Origin of the sequence: Paenibacillus jiangxiensis, assembly GCF_046098255.1 — a bacterium.
Lineage (GTDB): Bacteria > Bacillota > Bacilli > Paenibacillales > Paenibacillaceae > Paenibacillus > Paenibacillus jiagnxiensis.
Genome location: NZ_JBJURI010000020.1, coordinates 45,001 through 63,947, shown reverse-complemented (window position 1 = coordinate 63,947; position 18,947 = coordinate 45,001). Strand labels below are relative to the sequence as shown.

Genomic DNA, 18,947 nt, shown 5'->3' with positions numbered 1-18,947 from the left:
GACTCCTCCATTCCTTGGTAGGTTCAGAACCTTCTTATCAGAACCTTCTTAACTGAACAAGACTGTCTATTTTCATACCTTTCATGAGTTCAGGATTTGTACCTGCTGCAGAGCGTTGAACGCATGCTCCACCCGTCGTGCGTAGTCCTCGGCCTCCTCCCAGCTGTCCGCGGCGATCAGCGTAAAAATGCGGTTGATGAATCCCTGCTTCAGACGGGCTGCGGAAAGGGTGCCCGCCGTGTACACAATCACCCCTTCCCGGCGTTCGGGTCCGTACAGCAGCCCGCTTTCCCGGAGCAGCACGCATAGGGCTTCATACGTTAGCGGCTCGGCAGAGACAACGCGGTAATAACGGGACAAAAACTTGCGTTCTCCAAGCACGGTGAATACAAACGAAATATAGGTCGATAATGTAAACCTGCCGTTGATTTCAATCACCGGAAAGAGCTGACCGTCCTCATCCACAAAACCGTCAATGGACGCAATCCCGGAATAACCGGCGGCAAACAGGGCGGCGCCAAGCTGTTCCGCGCAGCGTCTGATCTCCCTTTCCAGCCCCTTGTCCAAGTCCGCAGGCATGCGGGAGCCGGTATACACCGTTCCTGCAAGCTGCTGCACCTTCAGCGAGAATAGGGTCACTTCGCCTTCAGGGCTGATATAAATCTGGTAATTCAGATCCAGCTTTTTGGCATACCAGCGTTCCACCAACCAGCCGTCTGCAAGAGAATTGCGTCCGGCAAAGCGCTTCATCACATTCACAACGGCATTCAGCCGGGACAAATCCTCGACAAGAAGCATGCCTTTGCCGGAGGCTCCGTGCGGCTGCTTGATAATAAACCGGACGGGGCACGCGGCTTCCGTCGCGATGCGGCCGCACGCCTCCTGAACCTCCGTTTCATTCCTGCATACGGCACCCTCCGTCACCAGAAAGCCCAGCTGTTCTGCCATACGGCGGCTGAAAATCTTGTCATTCACGCGCGCGCACATACCCGAGTCCGCTCCGAGCAAGCTCAGGGAACAGCGTGCCGCAACCTCCTCTTCCTTCCACGTGACAGCATATGGCACCAGATAAGCGCCGCCCGCTTCTTCCGATGCCGTCTGCAGCCGCTGCAGCAGCCCTTCATCGGCAAGCACCAGCTCGGTAATGGGCGTCAGCGGGTCGGAAGACTCCGGCACCTCGATCCGGGGAATGGCGAATCCCATTTGCTGCAGCATCTCCAGAAAATGTAGCTGCGGCTGCTGCCTCAGCACGATAATATCCTGACTGCGGCAAAGCAGCAGATTCATTTCCTCCATCCGGTTCACCACAGTCTGCTCCGCCGGATCGGCAACTGCCCGTGAACCGGGATGCCATACTTCCTCGGCGCCAATATTGAACAGCCAGACGAACACATGCTGACTGCGGTCGGTTGAAAGCGCCGTCAACAAATTCACATCCGAAGCAAAATCCATCATGTGCATCTCCTTTTAACAGCTGCGCTGCCGGTTCGGCTGCTGCTCAAATATATTTCAGCGATCCGGCTCCATGGAGATAAAGCACACTGCATTTGGAGCAGACAGGCGTAAGTCCGTTTTCGTTGATGATGGACCGGGTCTTTTCATATTTGTCGGATTCCCAGATTTCCTTCAGACTGTGCTCCCGCAGGCTTCCGATCGTAAACTCGCTGAAAAACTTGCAGGGCATGACTTTTCCGTCCGGCAAAATGTCTGTGCGTGAATTCAGGGCAAGACAGCGCGATGAGCAGCGGCTGACCATTTCTTCGCCATGAATGAATTTGCCGATTTCCTCGAATTCGAGGCCAGGCTGATAACGGACTCGGATATTCCATACACGCTCATTGATACGGCGAAGCTCCTGCATGAGCGGATCGATATTGTCCGGATTGATTTTGTATTTAAAGGCATGCCAGCTGCTGATATTGTTTTCCTCAAGCTCGCGCAGCCAGGAGAAGTTACGGGAAAAATAGTCGTCCATCTTGAGTGAAGTCTCTTTGGAGATATACCATGGGAATGTAAGCAGAACGAGATCCAGCTTCATGCTTTCGAACATTTCGAGGAATTCGAACATCCGTCCGATCATGTTGTCATTAATGACCGCATGCACGGTTACTCTGCCTTTATACAGGCCTTGGTCGCGAAGCTCGATCAGCCGCTGCATTTGCGCCATCGTTTTCTTGAAGGTGCCTTTGCCGCGGATCAGATCATGCTCCCGCTCAAAGCCCTCGATGGCGATCAGCAGTTCCAGATTTTCCGATAAGTCCAGAATCCGGTCCAGATGCTTGTCGATCAGCAGACCATTCGTGCAAAACGTCATCTCCCGCCGGTCTTCGGCCAGCACGTCCAAAATTTCATCAAAACGGCGGTGAAACATCGGTTCTCCGCCCCACATATACAAACGGGATTTGACCTCCTTCGTCTCCTGTAAAATTTGTCTGAGCAGCGCGGGGTCCAGATCCATATTCTGTTCTTCCTTGTCCATCTGGTGGTGATATCCGTCCTCATTCCATTCAAAGCAGTGGGTACAGCGGAGATTACAGCGGTTGGTCAGTTTGATGCCGATCGTATGGGGCATGTCCGTTCTGAAGGAAGGGTCCTTTACGGAGTTGCGGTAGGAAACCGAAGCATTTTTCAAATTTCTTTTAATCAGCTTGAACGCCTGTTTGTCAATCAATACGTTGCTTTTCGGCTGCATGGTTATGCACCTCGCTTATCGATTTGATGGAGCTTTAACGCGTCATTCCGTCATACTGTCCCGATTTCCGTTGTCTCCGCAAATCCGGAGTTTTCCTTCATTTCGCGGATATAACCGCAGAAGGCATCAATCGAACTCAAGTATTCCAGTTCAAAATCGTCAAAATCGATTTCCACGTCAAATTCATCTTCAATCTTCAGCATAAAGTGCACCAGCTGCAGGGAATCCAGGCCTGCGTCATGAATAATATCCGAGGTGCCATCCAGCTTCCCGGCGAGTTCCGGGTCTTCCTTCACTTCACTGATCATACGGATTACTTGGCTCTGCATTTCGATTCCTCCTCCTTTTCTTTGGCGGCCGGACGGCCGGCAAACGAGGGGCGGGGCGCAGGCGAGCTTCTCTGGATGATCCGCCCGGCAAGTCATAAGCATGGCAAAGATAAAATAACAGCACAAAAAACAGATAGAATTCTCCTTCTAATTCCATACATGGAACTATATACAATTATAGCTCCTCCCAAAGGGCATTCGTCAATAGCGTAAAATGTAATAATTTGTCATATAAAACAGAAGTTCATCATTTTTTGCTCCTCCTGTTGATTTTGACGCTGTAATTTCTTATGATGGTTATGAAAATATTTTTCTCATAAAATGAATTTAAAATAAAAATAATTTTCAATAAGAAAGAGGTGATGACCCCTTGTCCGCCATTTTGAAGACGCTGCAAAGGGAGCTGGCCGCCCTTCCCCTGCAGGAACGCAGGCTTGCCGAAACGATTTTGGCATCACCCGGTTCAGTCATAAGGCTTGGCATCAAAGAGCTGGCTGAAGAGGGCGGTGTCAGTCCCGCGACGGTAACCCGCTTTTGCAAATCCCTTCATTTCAAGGGTTATCCCGATTTTAAAATGAAGCTGGCCGCCGAAATCAGCCAGCCTGCGGCAGATGCCACTTATCAGGACATTGTGGCCGGCAACCCGCTTTCGATGATCGTACAGGCGATTGAGGCCAACCATATCACTTCCATCACCGATACAACCCGCCTGCTTGATTTGGAACGGCTGGAGCAGGCGGTACAGCTGCTCTGCAGTGCAGGCAGGATCGACCTTTACGGCATGGCGACTTCCTCCATTGTGGCGCAGGATTTCTACCAGAAGCTGATCCGGATCGGGGCCAACAGTACGGCATTTCCCGACTCCCATATGCAAATTACATCCGCTTCTTCGCTCGGTCCCGGAGATGTGGCCTTGGCCGTATCCTACTCCGGTGAAACGCCTGAGACGATCGATGCGTTGCGGCTCGCCAAAGCAAACGGCGCATTTACGATGTCGCTCACTTCTTATGGCAGCAATACGCTGGCAGGCATCGCTGATATCCCGCTGTTCTCCTCTTCTTTGGAAGAAGGCATGCGCAGGGGGGATATGGCGTCCCGCATCGCTCAGCTTCATGTCATAGATATATTGTTCACCGGAATGGTAAGCGCTGGCTTTAACCGATATATTCCAAAGCTTGAGCAGTCCTACCGCAACGTGCGAACCATCCGCAACAAAAAGGAGGAGAATTTGTAATGAACATCTGCACCTTTGATCATGAAACCGACCTGAATTCCACGGGGGCCGGCATTATCGCCAGTCTGCTGCAAAGCAAACCGCGCGCGGTGCTTGGGCTTGCCACGGGCAGCTCGCCTGTCGGCATTTACCGCCACCTGACCGACATGCACCGGCGCGGCCTTGTAAGCTTTGCGCAGGCGTCAACCGTCAATCTCGATGAATATGTGGGTCTCCCGGAAGGCCATTCCGAAAGCTACCGCACCTTCATGAATCATCATCTGTTTAACAACGTGGATATCCATCCGGACAATACCCATGTGCCTGACGGCAATGCGGCTGATCTTGAAGCAGAATGCGCAGCTTATGACCGGCTGATTGACGAAATCGGTCCTGTGGACCTGCAGCTGCTTGGCATCGGGCATAACGGACATATCGGTTTTAATGAGCCTGGGCCAAGTCTGGTTGGAGGCACACATGTTGTGGATCTGGTGGAACGGACTCGCCAGGCGAACGCCCGCTTTTTCTCGTCCATTGCTGAAGTCCCTGCTCAAGCCGTTACGATGGGTGTCGCATCCATACTGAAGGCCAAGCAAATCCTGCTGGTAGCACGCGGGGCGGATAAAGCGGAGATTATTCACCGTGCGCTGACCGGCCCTATTACGACCGAATGTCCCGCTTCCCTACTGCAATGCCACCCGAATGTGGTCGTTCTGCTCGACCGTGAAGCAGGGAGATTGATGTCATGAGCACCAAAAACAACAATCAACCCGAAATATTATACGGGTCTGTCGTCACGCCCGCAGGAATCATCGAAGATGGAGCGCTTGTGATGCAGGACGGCATCCTGCAGTATGTGGGAGACGCAGCGGAAATCCCGGCAGCGCTGAAAAAGGAAGCCGTACAGAGCGAGACGCGAAGCGGTTATCTCCTGCCGGGCTTTATCGATATCCATGTACATGGTGGAAACGGCGCTGATTTTATGGATGCAAGCCAGGATGCGCTGGATCGGATCACCTCCTTTCATGCTTCGCAAGGAACCACTTCCATGCTGGCAACAACGATGACCGCGCCTAAAGACCGCATTGAGCACGTGTTGGCTGAGGTGAACGCATACATCTCCAGAGGCTCGGATTACGCGCAGCTTGCAGGAGTTCACCTTGAAGGGCCGTTTATCAGTCCAAAATGGCCGGGAGCGCAAAATCCGGAGCATATCGCGGCTCCCAATGTAAGCTGGGCTCAGGAATGGCAAAGCAGTTATCCGGGTTTAATCAAGCAGCTTACGCTCGCTCCGGAAAGGGATGGGGCTTTGGAACTGATTTCATGGCTCAGGGATCATGATATTACTCCTGCGTTGGGACATACCGATGCCTCCTTTGAGGAGGTGGAAGCCGCGGTGGAAGCGGGGCTGCGCCATGCCGTGCATACCTTCAACGCAATGACGCCCCTTCATCACCGCAAACCTGGCGTGGTTGGAGCCGTCATGTATGACCAGCGCATCGAAGCGGAAGTGATCGCGGACGGCATTCATGTGCATCCGGCAGCCGTTGCGGTATTGGCCAGATTAAAGCGGGATCATAACCTGATCCTCATTACTGATGCGATGTCCGCTGCCGGTCTTGAGGACGGTCATTACACGATCGGAGATCTTCCTGTCATCGTACAGGGAGGGGTTGCGCGTCTGGAGGATGGAGTCACGCTTGCGGGCAGTACTTTAACGATGATTGAAGGCTTCCGCTTTCTTGTGCAGAAGGTCGGCCTGAGTATCACCGAAGCGTCTCTTGCCGCAAGCTTGAACCCGGCGATGTCCATCGGAATCGACAAGCGGACAGGGTCGCTTGAGGCGGGCAAGCAGGCTGACGTTCTCTTCCTGGGACCTGATTTGGACCTAAAGTCTGTCTGGATTCAGGGCAAGCCGCTGCCGCCGCAAAGCTTATAATTTTTTTATCACCAGAGGGATAGACGGGGTTCATTCAGGAAATATAAATGAAATCTGCTACTTCGGTTCAGAAACTTCTTAAAAAAAGAGCAGGGTGCCTGTGGCCATAATGGCTTACAGGCACCCTGCATTATTTTGAGCTAATCGGCTAAAATATGTTTTAGGGCTGCAACTTGGCTTGAACGATCAAGCGCTGCTCTCCCCCGGGAGTGCAGGTGATCAGCGTCAAAATCGACTCCTCTCCCCTATTGGACAGAACGGATAGATCGGTTGGTTCCACGATTTTAATCTGATCGACCGTGTAAACAAACTTGCCTGACGGGGTGGTGATCGAGATGGGATCGCCAGTTTTCACTTCATCCAGCCTGTTGAAAAGCCGCCCTTCCGTTCTTGCCCGATGAGCTGCGATTGCCGCATTCCCTGCAGCTCCAGGAGCCGCGGTTCCGGACATATGTACGGCGGCATGGCGCATGTTTTCCTGAGTCGCTCCTTCCAGTACGGGAAGCTTGACTCCGATAACCGGAATCTCAATGACCGCAATGGGGGTCTCTCCATCCACACTATTCAGCAGCTCGGGCTGAACAGTGGGAGTGGATTCAGCTGTTTCCGCTTCCGCCAGAAGGCGGGATGCCCGCTGGAATTCAGCGGTTAAGGACGAATTCTGCCCGGCGTTTTGCTGCGGGGCTTCCCATTGCTCAGTCATCTGCATTAGTTCATTCTGCTCATGATCTTCCTTCCACTCCAATAGCTTGGGAGTGATGATGATCAGTCCTCCAAGCAAGATGAGCAGATATGGCAGCAGTCTGCGCATATTTTTCAGCCTCCTTCTTGTCTGGTATTGAAGTCACCGTTCTTTCTTGTATGTGTTTGTATACTTCCCATATGTTATCAGATAAATAGCAACGATATATATTGTAGCTGTTATTGCTCAACATTTTCTACACAAAAATTTTTGATTTAAAGGAGCGCAGCCAAGCCGCGTCCTTCATGGAACGCGGCTTGTTAGTTCAGATGCGTTTGCAAATAGTTACCGATTGCCGCTAAGTGTGGAATTTCCACGGTTGATGGTTCCCGGTCTTGGGCCAAATCCATCCGTGCCGGTTGTTCCCGTCGGGAAAAGACGATCTGTCAACATCCGGAAATCATGACTCATCCTGCTAAAAGGATGTCCATTCCCCAAATCACGCGCATAACCGCCCATACGTGTCACAAAATCAGGATCATTGGAAACGTAGACCTTCTGAATATGGGGGGCGTACTGTTTAACTTTGTTAGCCACTTTGTTTCGTACACTGCTTGGCAAAGCGGTACCTGTACCCGTTGTTGTGCCTCTACCCGTAGCTGTGCCCAAGCCTCTACCGTCAGTACCAATTCCTGTACTGTAAGGTCTTATTCCTGTAGTATTTCTTCCCGTATAAGCACCGGTATCCGTTCCATTCATTATGCCATTGTAACCGTTACGGTTTGTATTATTTACCATTCCACGCATAAGACCGAGAGTGCCTGTACCGGAAGTTCCGTTTAATCCGTTGTCGTCAGCTACAGACCGGCGCGGAGCAGTACCGTAGTTGTTGCCAGTCAATCCAGGAGCGATTCCACTAGTGGTATATGGAGCCCTTGTCCCCGTTGTACCAGTTATACCTGTTGTACCCGTTGTGCCCGTAATACTGCGAACGCCCATATTTCCCAGATCCGTCGCCCGTTCCCGCATCGATGTGTTCGTACCGCGCTGCCCTTCCTGAGAAACGGCTACATAGGCACTGTTATCATTCACCAGCACTGTAGCGTTGCGGATGCCCTTCATTTCCGAAATACGCCGGGACAGCTCCGCACTGTACCGCATGTTGTCCAAATTCCGATTACCGACAGCATTTGGGTTCAGACGGTTCCTCATATCGGTGGAATTGACGCCAAACCGGTTGACTCGGTTCGTATCCGTCACGCCATAACGAATGTTTTGGGTACGAACGCCGTTGCCGTTATCACGGTAGCCGCATCCTGCAATCCCGAACATACTGGCAATCAAAGCAGCCGACACGGACAATGTGATTACTTTTTTTGCTCCAGGCATCAGTTCATCCTCCATGAAGTTAGTATGTGAGACAGGCTATAGGATGCGCGCCGGAATTGGGGATTATCCTGAGATGTTCTGGATGGGATGACGGCGATTTTTCTCGTGTATACGGGGGATTTTCTCAGGACGCTCCGAAGACGCTCCGCGAATGAAGCATTCCTCCAACCGCTGTTGACCCTTCGGGCCAAAGGCGGACGCTGACGCTTTATCCGGAATTGCTTCGTTCTCTCCGCTGCTGCGTGCATATCCCCTATCCCCTGCTTCATGCAAAAAGAAGAAATCGCCGCCCGAAAGGGGGTTATAGGTTTTTAAAAAAAGGCCGAGAACAGCTGATTCCCGTTCTCGGCTTTTTGTAATTCGTAACGTCTATCGACTTTCAAATAAGGTAGACTGTGTATAGCGTAAGTTTTTCTTGCGGTTTTAGAAGCATGTGCTTCGAAGTTTATTAAGACAACATCGTTTTATCATTTGACAAATTGTAAGATGAAATGCTACTGCAAAAAAATATTACTTGCCTGAATCCGATCCTGACTCGGGTTTGGAATCGGCGGGGTTGATAGATTTGGCGGCCTGCTCTATTTCTTCAACATTGGCGGCAGAAATCGCGTAAGCCCAGTTGCTGTCAGGCGGTATAATCCATACCGTGTCCGTCTGGTCAGAAGTTATCCAGCCCTGATACACTTCGGGGGCCTTGCCGTCGTTCAATGTTACGGTCAATGTAAAACGGTGGGATTCGTTTTGGAGCTCATATGCGCTGCGAAGCTGTTCAGACGTGGCCATATTAATTAGCTTGTCTGATAATGACGAGGTATCCTCCTCCTTGATTTTCTTTCCGTTGAGAGTCCAGTCCTGGCCGGACTCCCCGCGTTTCAGTACCCAGGAGGATGATGTGCCTTCCCACTCCAACGACGACAAATGATCCATGTCCCATTCAAAAGGGATGGTATCGGTAAATTCGGTTTCGCTTAACTGCAAGCCTGACAAGCTATCCTGCGAGACGGAACTGACCGCCCCGCTCTCCAGTTGAACATAAGATGAGCCGCCCGCTGGCAGTATGCTTCCCACCGCCAGCTTATGCGCGTTACCGTCACTTCCCGTTACGGTGATGTTCCAGCCATTCTCGCCGCCAATACCGTATTTCCCGGGATCCTTGGGCTGCTCTTCAATGACATCACCAGCCGTGGCCGCTTCCAGCGCGTTCAACCAGTTATCAATGGCATAGCTGTTCAACGGGTACGCATGAGGCAGCTTCATAACCCACTTGCCGTTTTGCTTGATCAATTCTACGGGCTCGCTGCGCGTCTGTTCGATCCTGATACCGGTTACGGAATCACGGTTGACTGAAACCAGCTTTTGCGGCACCGGATCGGATTCGCGAAAAAAATTTTGGCTGCTGGCATACACGACACCGGCGGCAAAAATGAGCACCAACACCAGCGTAGGCATCCATTTTCTCATGCTTTTCGTCTCCTCCACCACAGAAGCAGGCCCACTGCGGCAAACAGCAGAGGAATAACAGCAACCGCGATCATGAAAACACTTCTCGCCTGAACAGGCGTCAAGTAGGCAACCTCGTAATTTTGCTGCTGACGGGGCCGGATGGTGAGATCATTCGATTGTTCCTGCAAATAATTGAAGGTATTCAGCGCAAAATCCCGGTTCCCGCCATTCATAAATTCCGCATCGCTAAACAGCGAGGAAGTGCCCAAAATGACCGCTTTCGGTTTGCCTTCCTTCGTATCCGCCGCGAACCCCAAATCAACGGGCCCCTTCGTGTCCTGCCCCTCGTTATACACAGTTTCGTTATTTAACAGTCCCTGTATATTGGTCTCCGCATAGCTGTCATCCGAAGACTGTAACAGAGATGTCAGTTGCCATTTGGACTGCTCCCCCGCTTTGACGCCAATGGACAGCGATAGCATGGGAAACAGATTGGATTCGGCCAGCTTGCGTGTAATATCATGATCGCCAAAACTGGGAACGACCCACAGCGGCCCCAGGGTGCTGGTCTGCTTGTTGTCCACGGTTACAGCATGAAGATCGCTTACTCCGTAGTCGGAAGCCAGGGCATCAAGATTTTTCCAAGCAGAAGACATATCCTGATTAAAACCGAGCGCCAGCAGCAGCTTGCCCCCATTGCCGAGATAGGTGCGGATCGCTTTTAACTCTGTGGCACTGATATCACGCTGCGGACCTATAATCGCCAGCACTTCCGCATCCTTAGGCACTGCGCCGTCCCGGTTAAGCTGCACTTCTTCCGCGTTGACATTGCTTTGCTGAAGCGCAGAGCTCAGGCTTGTCATGCTCGACAGCGGAATTTCTTCATGCCCCGTAAGGAAAGCCACCTTGTGCTTTTCGTCAGAAGATAACGTCATCAAAGACGAAGTCAGCTGTTCCTCACCGGAAAATTCATAGTTGCCTTCCTGATCGACAGCCCTGAAAAGTGTTCCGATATCAATTGTCCGCCGCTGCTCCCCCTGCTCCAGCACAATGGATGCGGAAGAAACCCCGTACTGCTGCGCCAGCGTCGGCTCCTGGTTCAAGTCATACTGTTCGATTTTCAACTTGCTGCTGTGCTTTTTATATTCATCCAGCATATCCGAAACATCCTGGTTCAAACGCTGATTGGCCGATGAGCCTACCGTAAAAGCAATGACACGCACATCCCCGCCAAGGTTCTTCAATGCAGTAAGTGTCTGGTCTGACAGAGTATACTGCTTGCCTGCCGACAGGTCCATCTGAAAACCGCTCACAGAGCGCAGAAACAGCGTCAGCAAAATAAAGATGCCGATAAGAGCCGCCGACAGGATCAGGCTGTTGGTCCGGCTTAACCACTTTTTCATGCCGATCACCTCCACCTTTTCCGTTCGACAACCTGTATGCTGAGCAGCAGGAACAGAACGGCAAGCGTAATATAAAAGAGAACATCCGAGCCGTTGATAAGCCCTTTGATAAAGCCGTCAAAACGTGCGGACAGCGAAAAGGGCTCAAGCCATTCCCGCAGCTCGTTACCGCTTCCGAAGGAATCCAGCATCCACAGGCCCACCAGCAGAATAATTCCCGAAACAGCGGCCACCATCTGGTGCTGAGACAGCGTGGATGCAAACAGCCCGACCGCCATCATGCCCGCTCCAAGCAGAAACAAACCCAGTGCTGAAGTAAAAACGGTATTGTAATCAAGATTGCCGAAATAGGACATAATGACCGGGTAGAGCAAGCTCAGCAAAACAAGCGCAGCCATCATGATCAGAGAAGCCAGATACTTGCCAAAAATAATTTCCGTGGCACTGGCCGGCGATGTCAGCAGCAGCTCGTCCGTTCCCTGACGAAATTCCTCTGCCATCAGCCTCATCGTCAGCAGCGGAATGACAAACATGAGCAGAGAAAGTGTATCTCCAAGCACAAGTCTGTAGTCTACGATGCTGGGCTGATAAAACACAAAGCTTGTATAAAAAAACAGACCGGAAATGAGCGTGTATACAGCCAATATAAAATAAGAGGCCGGGGTCCAAAAATAAGCATGAAGCTCTTTCCGGCAGATGGCAAGCATTCTCTTCATTCCTGAGCCTCCTTCCCGTCAACCGGCGCAAGCTCGGCAGATGCTTCACTGGTCGTCAGCTTTTGGAAAATCTGCTCCAGACTCATATTCTCTTTTTTCATTTCCAATACAGGAATACCGGCTTCCGACAGCAGATAAAACAGCGGCTCACGGAAATCCTCAGTTGAGCGCCCTGTCAGACGAAGACGGACTGTTCCTTGAACATCCGTTTCCGGGTTATCTTTTAACATTTCCGCGCTTGCATGCTCCCATTCACTGAACACGCTTTGAATACGGCTCTCTTCACCCTTCAGCTCAACCGCCACCTTAAACGGCCCATCTCCTCTGCCGCCGATGGAATCAGGCGCGTCATCCAATACAAGCTTGCCCTGATTAATAATGATCACCCGGTTGCACAATGTGCTCACCTCAGGCAGGATATGCGTGCTAAGCAGCACCGTATGTTGCTCTCCCAGCTCACGGATCAGCTGGCGGATTTCCAGAATCTGATTGGGATCCAGACCGGAAGTAGGCTCATCCAGTACGAGCAGATCAGGCTTGTGAATGATGGACCCAGCCAGTCCCAGCCTCTGCTTGTAGCCTTTGGACAGGCTGCGTACCAGCTGGCGCTCTCGCCCGTTTAATCCGAGCCTGCTGATCATTTCGCTGATTCTGGCCTTCTGCTCCCTGGCCGGCACATCCCGCAATCTTGCTACAAAGCTCAAATAGCCGGAAACGGTCATGTCATGATAGAGCGGCGGATTTTCTGGCAAATAACCGATGCGCGAGCGCGCCCTGCGCCCCTGATCGTGCACCGACATGCTGTCAAGCAGAACCTGTCCCTTTGTCGGCTGCAAATAACCTGTAATCAACCGCATGGAGGTCGTTTTGCCTGCTCCATTCGGCCCGAGAAAACCGACGATCTCTCCCCGCTGCATGGAGAAGCTCAGTTCTCCGACACCGCGTCCCCCTTCAAACCTTTTGCTTAATTGATTTACTTCAAGCATTCACCCCATCCTTTCTGTGCAGTATGCGGCATCATGGATGTCAGCCTGACGCCAGTTCGTCAAAATGAAGTTCCCAATTAACTCAGTATGAATTTATCGTAGTGCTGCAGGTATAAACCAAGCTTAAAGTCCCTTTAATAGAAGCTTAAAAAAATGTGTCCAAAATGTGAACTGAAACTTCACACCATTTTCCTCCCTCAATTGTACGTTCCATGTTCCTCACCAGCTGCATTTAATAGGAGTATCGAAAGGGCGAAACTGGGCCAACCGGCGACATCGGATAGAATCCTTTCTTCATGCAGCCAAGCCTGCCGCTTAAGCGGCAGGCTCATGCTGTTTCAGGAGATAAACCTTCAAGAAATACTATACGAGGAGAGATGAATTTGATTACCATCAGCCTGTGCATGATCGTTAAGGACGAAGAACATACCATTGAAGCCTGCCTTCGTTCCGTGCAAGACATCGTGGACGAAATCAACATTGTGGATACGGGATCGCAGGATCGGACGTCTGAAATTTGCCGTCAGTATACAGACCGTATTTTTCCCTTTACGTGGACAGACCATTTCGCCGAAGCCCGCAATTACGCTTTTGATCAAGCCACAAAGGAATATATTTTGTGGCTTGATGCGGACGATGTTTTTGAGGAGGAGGACGCCCGCAAGCTGAAGGAGCTGAAACATTCTCTCGATCCTCAATATCAGTCGGTCTCCATGATCTACAATGTCGGGTTCGACGGTCATGGAAATGTTACCCTTAGCTACCGCAGAAACAGACTTGTTAAACGTTCGGCCGGATTCCGTTGGGTCGGCGCTGTACACGAGTATCTGGCCGTCGCAGGCCCTATTTATCACGCAGACATCGCCGTAACACATAAACATAAACACCTCAAGTCTGGAAATCCTCGCAGAAATCTTGATATCTATGAAAAACAAATTGCTCTGGGCCATCCTCTGCCCCCCCGTGACCGGTACTATTATGCCAATGAGCTCCGGGATAACGGCATGTACCAACAGGCTGCCGAAAACTATCAGCTATTTCTGGATACCAATGCATGCTGGGATGAGGACGCCATCGCGGCTTGTGATAAAATGGCCAGCTGTTATGAGATGCTGGGACAAAAAGAGATGAGCGTGGAAGCTGGCCTGAACAGCCTGAAATATGACAGCCCCCGTGCGGAGCTCTGCTGCCGTATGGGCAGATATCATATGGAGCGAAACGAGGTAGCCAAGGCAGCCCGCTGGTATACCCTTGCGACAGAGATCAAGCGCCCCGAAACGATGGGTTTTTTTCAGGATGCTTACTGGACGTGGGTGCCTCACATACAGCTGTGCATTTGCCATTACAAGCTGGGGGATTATGTCCGCTCCCATGAACATAACGAAAAGGCCGCAGAATACATTCCTTCTGATCCGTCTGTGCTGCATAACCGCAAGCTGCTGCTGGATCTGCTCAGCAATTCTCAGCCAGTCACAAAGGAGGAATCCTGACACGCCGCTTGAAAGCGGCAGACAAAGTTAGAAAGAGATGTTCTGCACGCATGATTTGGGACATGAATATACTTATTATCTACCATTTTCTTTTCATGCCTCCGGGAAAGGAGAGAGCGGCAATTAAAATACTGTTCACCTTCTTTGTGCCAAGCGGCGGAGTGGAGACACTGAATCGCCAGCGCTGCACAGTGCTTACGCACAGCGGAATTGAATGCCACTTGCTGTATTACCAGACCGGCGCAGGCGTGCAAAATCTGATGCAAAAAAACGACATCCCTTTTTTTATCGCCTCGAGTGACAGCGACATTCTGAATATTGTTCAGCACCATCTCTACGATGCCATTATAGTCGCCACGGATTTTCATTTGCTTCCCAAGCTTCGCCAAGCGGGATATGGCGGCGCTCTTATTTATGAATCACAGGGCTTCGGGAGCAGGGAAGAGGCTGAAATTACTGTAACTTCGGCAGCGCCGGTCCTGCAAAGCTGCTGTGATGGAGTGCTTGTGCCCACAACCGCCTATCTTGTTGAACTGTTCACCAGAATATGCCCCGAGCTCAGGCTGTTTTCTATTCCGAATGTGCTCGACACGTCCTCATTCCATTATGTGCCGAACATCCCCCCTTCTAATCCAGTTGTATCCTGGGTCGGAAGGCTTGAGCCGAACAAGAACTGGAAGCATTTTTTGACCATTTCCTTATTGCTGCGGCAGCGATTCCCCAGCCTGAAGCTGTGGATGTTTTATGATGATACCCTTTCGCAGCCGGAGGACAGGGATCAATTCGAGCATTGGGTCAACGTCTATGAATTATCCAATATACTGGAACGGTTGAGCAATATCCCGCATCACAGGATGCCTCATTATTACTCCATGATCGGCGATTCCGGAGGCTTTCTGCTATCCACATCCCTGCTGGAAGGTTTCGGATATGCCGCGGCAGAGGCTATCATCTGCCGCTGCCCGGTGCTTAGCACGGATTCCGACGGAGTACGAGCCTTTATCAGACATAATGAAACTGGGAAATTTTATGCGCACGGGAATCTTGATCAGGCCGCGGCGGAAGGAGCGGATTTGCTCACGAATTTTGAACTGCGCCAACATATCCGCGGGCAGGGAAGGGACATTGTCGCCACACTGCTGAATGTGGATTCTTATGTTCATTCCTTCCGCTCCATGCTGCACTCGGTAGGGGTTGGTTGACTGAAAGGTTCATATCACACTCTTCTAACCTGCAACAGCCCTCCGGCGCCGGAGGGCTGTTTATTTATTCACTTTTTCACCCGGCATTGTTCAACCAGCTGTCACAGGTATTGCCAATCCACGTCAGCTCTGTCGGTCCGGTATTACGGTGGATACAGGAGTCCTGCTACGAGCGCAGGATAGTCAGACTCTCTTTTGAGGACTCGGGGCACATTCCTGAGGGACAGATCTATTGTCTTACTGTACAGTCGGTGGACAATCGGGCATGTATGACAGAAGCTGTTGAAATGAGCGCCCACGCATACGAGTCCATTGTCTAATATTTTTGTCTCCTGTATTTCCGCAATGTAAAGCCTCCCTCCGAATAGCCGTAATGGTTCTCTCGGGTGAAGCTTTTATCATTTCGGGAATATTCGGAGGGTGATCGTACACGCATTTTCTGGGACGTGAATATATGTATTAGCAGCAGTGGGAAGCCTGTATCGAAACCTTGACCAGGCATTTTGGCTATGTCTAAAGCCGACGTGGGGTGGGGGCGCTGTGCTTAGATGAGGTTATGGCGAGTAACTATGTCGGAATGGAAGTACCGAGCGAAATGAGCTGATCCGGGTCATGATGAAGCCTTAACCGCTGCTTCTTTACATGCCTCCGGGAAAGGAGAGAATGACAATTAAAATATTGTTCACCTTTTTTGTATCAAGTGGGGGAATGGACACACTGAATCGCCAGCGCTGCACTGTACTCGCACGCAGCGGAATTGAATGTCACCTGCTGTATTACCAAATCGGTACCGGCAAGCAAAATCTTATGAAAAATGACATCCCTGTTTTTGTCGCCTCAGACGATAATGAGCTTCTGAAGATTGTTCATTCCAACCAATATGATGCTGTCATAATTGCTACGGATTATCATTTGCTGACCAAACTGCGCCAATCGGGCTATAACGGTGTGCTCATTTATGAATCGCAGGGATTTTCAACTATGGAAGAGGCTGAAAATACGGTGAGCTCGGCCGCGCCGATCCTGTATAACTGCTGCAACGGGGTGCTTATGCCGACAACCTCGTATCTTGTTGAACTGTTCACCAGACTATGTCCATCGCTCAAGCTTTTCTCTTTTCCGAATGTGCTCGACACATCTACAATCCACTATACACCAAACATCCCCCTTTCCGATCCGGTTGTGGCCTGGATCGGAAGGCTTGAGCCCAACAAAAATTGGAGACATTTTCTGGATATTTCATTGTTGCTGCAGCAGCAATTCCCCAATCTGGGGTTGTGGATGTTTTATGACGATACCCTTTCACAGCTGGATGACAGGAATCAGTTCGAGTACTTGCTTAATACCCATGGCTTATCCAATGTTATTGAAAGATTGAACAATATCCCGCATCATAAAATGCCTTATTATTACTCCATGATCGGCGATTCTGGAGGTTTTCTGCTCTCCACTTCCCTGCTCGAGGGTTTTGGATATGCAGTAGCAGAGGCTATGGCCTGCCGCTGCCCGGTGCTTAGCACCGACTCACACGGGGTACGCACCTTGATCAGACATAATGAAACGGGGAAATTTTATGCGCATGGGGATCTTGATCAAGCGGCAGCAGAAGGAGCAGAATTGATAACGAATCATGCACTGCGCGAGTATATCCGCCAGCAGGGAAGGGATACGGTCGCCGAACTGCTGAGCCCCGATTCGTATGTCCACTCCTTCCGCTCCATGCTCCATTCATTGGGATTAGCCGACTAGGGGTTAACGGGCCGGTAACCTGCAGCAGCCCTCCTTGAGTCACCGGAGGGCTGCTTGTCCAAATGAGTGTCATCCTACATTGTTCAGCCAACTAGCGTAGGTCTGCTTTAGCCCGGTTTCAATACTGTAGGCTGGTTCCCAGCCAAGCAGCCGCGTGGCTTTGGTATTATCCAGACAGCTGTGCCTGATGTCTCCCATTTTGGCCGGTGTGTGAGCAGGTGCCAAGCCTCCGCCGTGCAGGCCAAGCAGATAGGAAGCAAGACCGTTAATCGTAGAAGTGCGGCCTGTGCTGACATGGACCGTACTTTGACAGGATTTACGGGCAGCAGCTATATTGGCTCGGACTACATCTTTTACATAAATAAAATCCCTCGTCTGTTCGCCGTCCCCATAAATCTGCAGAGACTCCCCTTTGATCAGCCGATCCATGAACAGGGCTACTACCCCGCCCTCGCCTTTTACTCCTTGTCCCGGTCCGTATACGTTGCTGTAGCGCAAAATGGTATAATCTACGCCATAAAGGCGGTGAAATAAACGGATGTAACTCTCCGCTCCCAGCTTGGATTGGCCGTAGCCGGAGATTGGAACGGTGGGGTCATCCTCCTTGATCCGTTCTTTCTGCAGCTCGCCATACACCCCTGCTGTAGAGGAAAAGACCAGTTTGCTTCCCGCCTCCCGGCAGGCATCCAGCATGCGGATCGTGCCCATAATATTAACATCGGCATCCTGAAATGGCTGCCGGATGGAATACTGTACATCGGCCTGGGCAGCCAGATGAAAGACAACATCGGGCCGTTCCCGCTTGACGATCTCTCCGGCCTCGACACTGCGGATATCAACTTGATGAAACTCTGCTCTTGTATCCAGCCCCGCAGTACTTCCGGTTGAAAGGTTATCCAGCACGTGCACCTCATATCCGGAATCAGTCAGGGCATGAACAAGATGGGTCCCGATAAATCCGGCTCCTCCGGTTACGACAGCCTTCACTGATCTCACCATCCTAATCTATTTTCATTTCGAAGGAATGAACAACTTCCGGCTTTCCTCCTCATCATTTGATAATTCATTAAATGCATGATTTCGACAAAGAGTATGGACCAATACAGGATTATTCCAAAAAAGGCAATCGTCCAAGCCGTCATCTCTTTTCCTCCATATAATGAAATCAGCCAACTAAAAAAGGAGGCTTTACCTATGTCTGTGTTCCGCTTGTCCACCGAACAGCATATTCATTGTCCAAGCCAAGAAATTGACGCCATACAAATAACCATCCAGAACTGTGGTTTATACCAAACTGACGTTCTGGTGGAGGTAGACAGCCCCGACGGCCTGCTGCTGCGTGAGCTCCGCAACTTGAAGACTCAGAATGATTACCCGTCTTTATTCATGCTCAAAAATATTTCCACATACGGAAATCCATTCATCCTGCAAGTTGTGTCGAATACTCGGAATAAGGATACCCTGCTTGTCCTCGTAGAGCTTATGAAAGGCAGTACGATTATTGCTAGTCATACGAACAGGGACTTTACGGTTTTTGAATAATTTCGTAAGGCCAAGAACCATACTCTGAAATATGAACTGCACCCCCTACCGATGAATGATAGGGGGTGCATTTTTCATGGCATGAAGATCTGATCCTAATCATACGAATGGGGCTGCCATAAGCCATTTTCAATGACTTAAGGAATAGCCCCCTTCTAATCAAATCATTCAG

17 protein-coding genes are annotated in these 18,947 nt (G+C 50.8%); 7 read left to right on the top strand and 10 right to left on the bottom strand.

Going from position 1 to position 18,947, the window contains the following annotated elements:
• Window positions 1-81: 81 nt before the first annotated feature.
• The 3 genes from ACI1P2_RS18945 to ACI1P2_RS18935 are packed head-to-tail and all read right to left on the bottom strand — an operon-like array spanning window position 82 to window position 3,021.
• Window positions 82-1,452: a peptide ligase PGM1-related protein gene (locus ACI1P2_RS18945; protein ID WP_355321502.1), complete on the bottom strand. Its 1,371-nt coding sequence runs from the start codon at window positions 1,450-1,452 to the stop codon at window positions 82-84.
• 46 nt (window positions 1,453-1,498) lie between these two features.
• Window positions 1,499-2,692, bottom strand: a complete 1,194-nt coding sequence (locus ACI1P2_RS18940; protein ID WP_355321500.1) for a radical SAM/SPASM domain-containing protein — start codon at window positions 2,690-2,692, stop codon at window positions 1,499-1,501.
• 50 nt (window positions 2,693-2,742) lie between these two features.
• The gene (locus ACI1P2_RS18935; protein ID WP_355321498.1) at window positions 2,743-3,021 is read right to left on the bottom strand and encodes a phosphopantetheine-binding protein; all 279 of its coding nucleotides are present in this window, start codon (window positions 3,019-3,021) and stop codon (window positions 2,743-2,745) included.
• 370 nt (window positions 3,022-3,391) lie between these two features.
• Between ACI1P2_RS18935 and ACI1P2_RS18930 the strand changes: the two genes are divergently transcribed.
• Genes ACI1P2_RS18930 through nagA form a run of 3 tightly spaced genes read left to right on the top strand, consistent with a single transcriptional unit; the run spans window position 3,392 to window position 6,173 of the window.
• Window positions 3,392-4,255: a MurR/RpiR family transcriptional regulator gene (locus ACI1P2_RS18930; RefSeq protein WP_355321496.1), complete on the top strand. Its 864-nt coding sequence runs from the start codon at window positions 3,392-3,394 to the stop codon at window positions 4,253-4,255.
• Complete coding sequence (gene nagB, locus ACI1P2_RS18925; RefSeq protein ID WP_355321494.1) at window positions 4,255-4,983, top strand: glucosamine-6-phosphate deaminase; 729 nt, start codon at window positions 4,255-4,257, stop codon at window positions 4,981-4,983. The genes ACI1P2_RS18930 and nagB overlap by 1 nt, the downstream gene beginning before the upstream one ends.
• Window positions 4,980-6,173, top strand: a complete 1,194-nt coding sequence (gene nagA / locus ACI1P2_RS18920; protein ID WP_355321492.1) for an N-acetylglucosamine-6-phosphate deacetylase — start codon at window positions 4,980-4,982, stop codon at window positions 6,171-6,173. The genes nagB and nagA overlap by 4 nt, the downstream gene beginning before the upstream one ends.
• A 160-nt stretch (window positions 6,174-6,333) precedes the next feature.
• Here nagA and ACI1P2_RS18915 read toward each other — a convergent pair whose 3' ends face one another.
• The 6 genes from ACI1P2_RS18915 to ACI1P2_RS18890 form a co-directional block, all read right to left on the bottom strand.
• A complete protein-coding gene (locus ACI1P2_RS18915; protein WP_355321490.1) occupies window positions 6,334-6,984 on the bottom strand; it encodes a sortase in 651 nt (216 codons plus the stop codon).
• 216 nt (window positions 6,985-7,200) lie between these two features.
• The gene (locus ACI1P2_RS18910) at window positions 7,201-8,244 is read right to left on the bottom strand and encodes a YhcN/YlaJ family sporulation lipoprotein (RefSeq protein WP_355321488.1); all 1,044 of its coding nucleotides are present in this window, start codon (window positions 8,242-8,244) and stop codon (window positions 7,201-7,203) included.
• Window positions 8,245-8,754: 510 nt separating this feature from the next.
• A complete protein-coding gene (locus ACI1P2_RS18905; protein WP_355321487.1) occupies window positions 8,755-9,705 on the bottom strand; it encodes a DUF4340 domain-containing protein in 951 nt (316 codons plus the stop codon).
• On the bottom strand, window positions 9,702-11,090 hold the full coding sequence (locus ACI1P2_RS18900; protein WP_355321485.1) for a GldG family protein: 1,389 nt from the start codon (window positions 11,088-11,090) through the stop codon (window positions 9,702-9,704). Before ACI1P2_RS18900 ends, ACI1P2_RS18905 begins: the two co-directional genes overlap by 4 nt.
• A gap of 5 nt (window positions 11,091-11,095) precedes the next feature.
• Entirely contained in the window at window positions 11,096-11,806 is a 711-nt protein-coding gene (locus ACI1P2_RS18895) for an ABC transporter permease subunit (RefSeq protein ID WP_355321483.1), read from the bottom strand.
• A complete protein-coding gene (locus tag ACI1P2_RS18890) occupies window positions 11,803-12,792 on the bottom strand; it encodes an ABC transporter ATP-binding protein (protein ID WP_355321481.1) in 990 nt (329 codons plus the stop codon). The genes ACI1P2_RS18895 and ACI1P2_RS18890 overlap by 4 nt, the downstream gene beginning before the upstream one ends.
• A gap of 383 nt (window positions 12,793-13,175) precedes the next feature.
• Between ACI1P2_RS18890 and ACI1P2_RS18885 the strand changes: the two genes are divergently transcribed.
• From ACI1P2_RS18885 to ACI1P2_RS18875, 3 genes are all read left to right on the top strand, one after another.
• The gene (locus tag ACI1P2_RS18885; protein WP_355321479.1) at window positions 13,176-14,282 is read left to right on the top strand and encodes a tetratricopeptide repeat-containing glycosyltransferase family 2 protein; all 1,107 of its coding nucleotides are present in this window, start codon (window positions 13,176-13,178) and stop codon (window positions 14,280-14,282) included.
• Window positions 14,283-14,344: 62 nt separating this feature from the next.
• Window positions 14,345-15,484 carry a glycosyltransferase family 4 protein gene (locus ACI1P2_RS18880; RefSeq protein WP_408976271.1) on the top strand — a complete coding sequence of 380 codons (1,140 nt, stop codon included), beginning with the start codon at window positions 14,345-14,347 and terminating at the stop codon, window positions 15,482-15,484.
• A gap of 708 nt (window positions 15,485-16,192) precedes the next feature.
• The gene (locus tag ACI1P2_RS18875) at window positions 16,193-17,233 is read left to right on the top strand and encodes a glycosyltransferase family 4 protein (protein WP_408976270.1); all 1,041 of its coding nucleotides are present in this window, start codon (window positions 16,193-16,195) and stop codon (window positions 17,231-17,233) included.
• A 69-nt stretch (window positions 17,234-17,302) separates the two neighbouring features.
• Here ACI1P2_RS18875 and ACI1P2_RS18870 read toward each other — a convergent pair whose 3' ends face one another.
• The gene (locus ACI1P2_RS18870) at window positions 17,303-18,220 is read right to left on the bottom strand and encodes an NAD-dependent epimerase/dehydratase family protein (RefSeq protein ID WP_355321473.1); all 918 of its coding nucleotides are present in this window, start codon (window positions 18,218-18,220) and stop codon (window positions 17,303-17,305) included.
• A 207-nt stretch (window positions 18,221-18,427) separates the two neighbouring features.
• Here ACI1P2_RS18870 and ACI1P2_RS18865 point away from each other — a divergent pair, with 207 nt between their 5' ends.
• Window positions 18,428-18,775 (top strand): hypothetical protein, encoded by a 348-nt coding sequence (locus ACI1P2_RS18865; protein WP_355321471.1) that lies wholly within the window; start codon window positions 18,428-18,430, stop codon window positions 18,773-18,775.
• The last annotated feature ends 172 nt before the right edge of the window (window positions 18,776-18,947 follow it).

Coding starts and splice junctions, on each gene's coding strand:
- ACI1P2_RS18880 (WP_408976271.1), top strand. CDS start 14,345: ATGAATATACTTATTATCTACCATTTTCTTTTCATGCCTCCGGGAAAG.
- ACI1P2_RS18945 (WP_355321502.1), bottom strand. CDS start 1,452: ATGGATTTTGCTTCGGATGTGAATTTGTTGACGGCGCTTTCAACCGAC.
- ACI1P2_RS18875 (WP_408976270.1), top strand. CDS start 16,193: ATGGACACACTGAATCGCCAGCGCTGCACTGTACTCGCACGCAGCGGA.
- ACI1P2_RS18895 (WP_355321483.1), bottom strand. CDS start 11,806: ATGAAGAGAATGCTTGCCATCTGCCGGAAAGAGCTTCATGCTTATTTT.
- nagB (WP_355321494.1), top strand. CDS start 4,255: ATGAACATCTGCACCTTTGATCATGAAACCGACCTGAATTCCACGGGG.
- ACI1P2_RS18910 (WP_355321488.1), bottom strand. CDS start 8,244: ATGCCTGGAGCAAAAAAAGTAATCACATTGTCCGTGTCGGCTGCTTTG.
- ACI1P2_RS18915 (WP_355321490.1), bottom strand. CDS start 6,984: ATGCGCAGACTGCTGCCATATCTGCTCATCTTGCTTGGAGGACTGATC.
- ACI1P2_RS18865 (WP_355321471.1), top strand. CDS start 18,428: ATGTCTGTGTTCCGCTTGTCCACCGAACAGCATATTCATTGTCCAAGC.
- ACI1P2_RS18900 (WP_355321485.1), bottom strand. CDS start 11,090: ATGAAAAAGTGGTTAAGCCGGACCAACAGCCTGATCCTGTCGGCGGCT.
- ACI1P2_RS18890 (WP_355321481.1), bottom strand. CDS start 12,792: ATGCTTGAAGTAAATCAATTAAGCAAAAGGTTTGAAGGGGGACGCGGT.
- ACI1P2_RS18940 (WP_355321500.1), bottom strand. CDS start 2,692: ATGCAGCCGAAAAGCAACGTATTGATTGACAAACAGGCGTTCAAGCTG.
- ACI1P2_RS18935 (WP_355321498.1), bottom strand. CDS start 3,021: ATGCAGAGCCAAGTAATCCGTATGATCAGTGAAGTGAAGGAAGACCCG.
- nagA (WP_355321492.1), top strand. CDS start 4,980: ATGAGCACCAAAAACAACAATCAACCCGAAATATTATACGGGTCTGTC.
- ACI1P2_RS18905 (WP_355321487.1), bottom strand. CDS start 9,705: ATGAGAAAATGGATGCCTACGCTGGTGTTGGTGCTCATTTTTGCCGCC.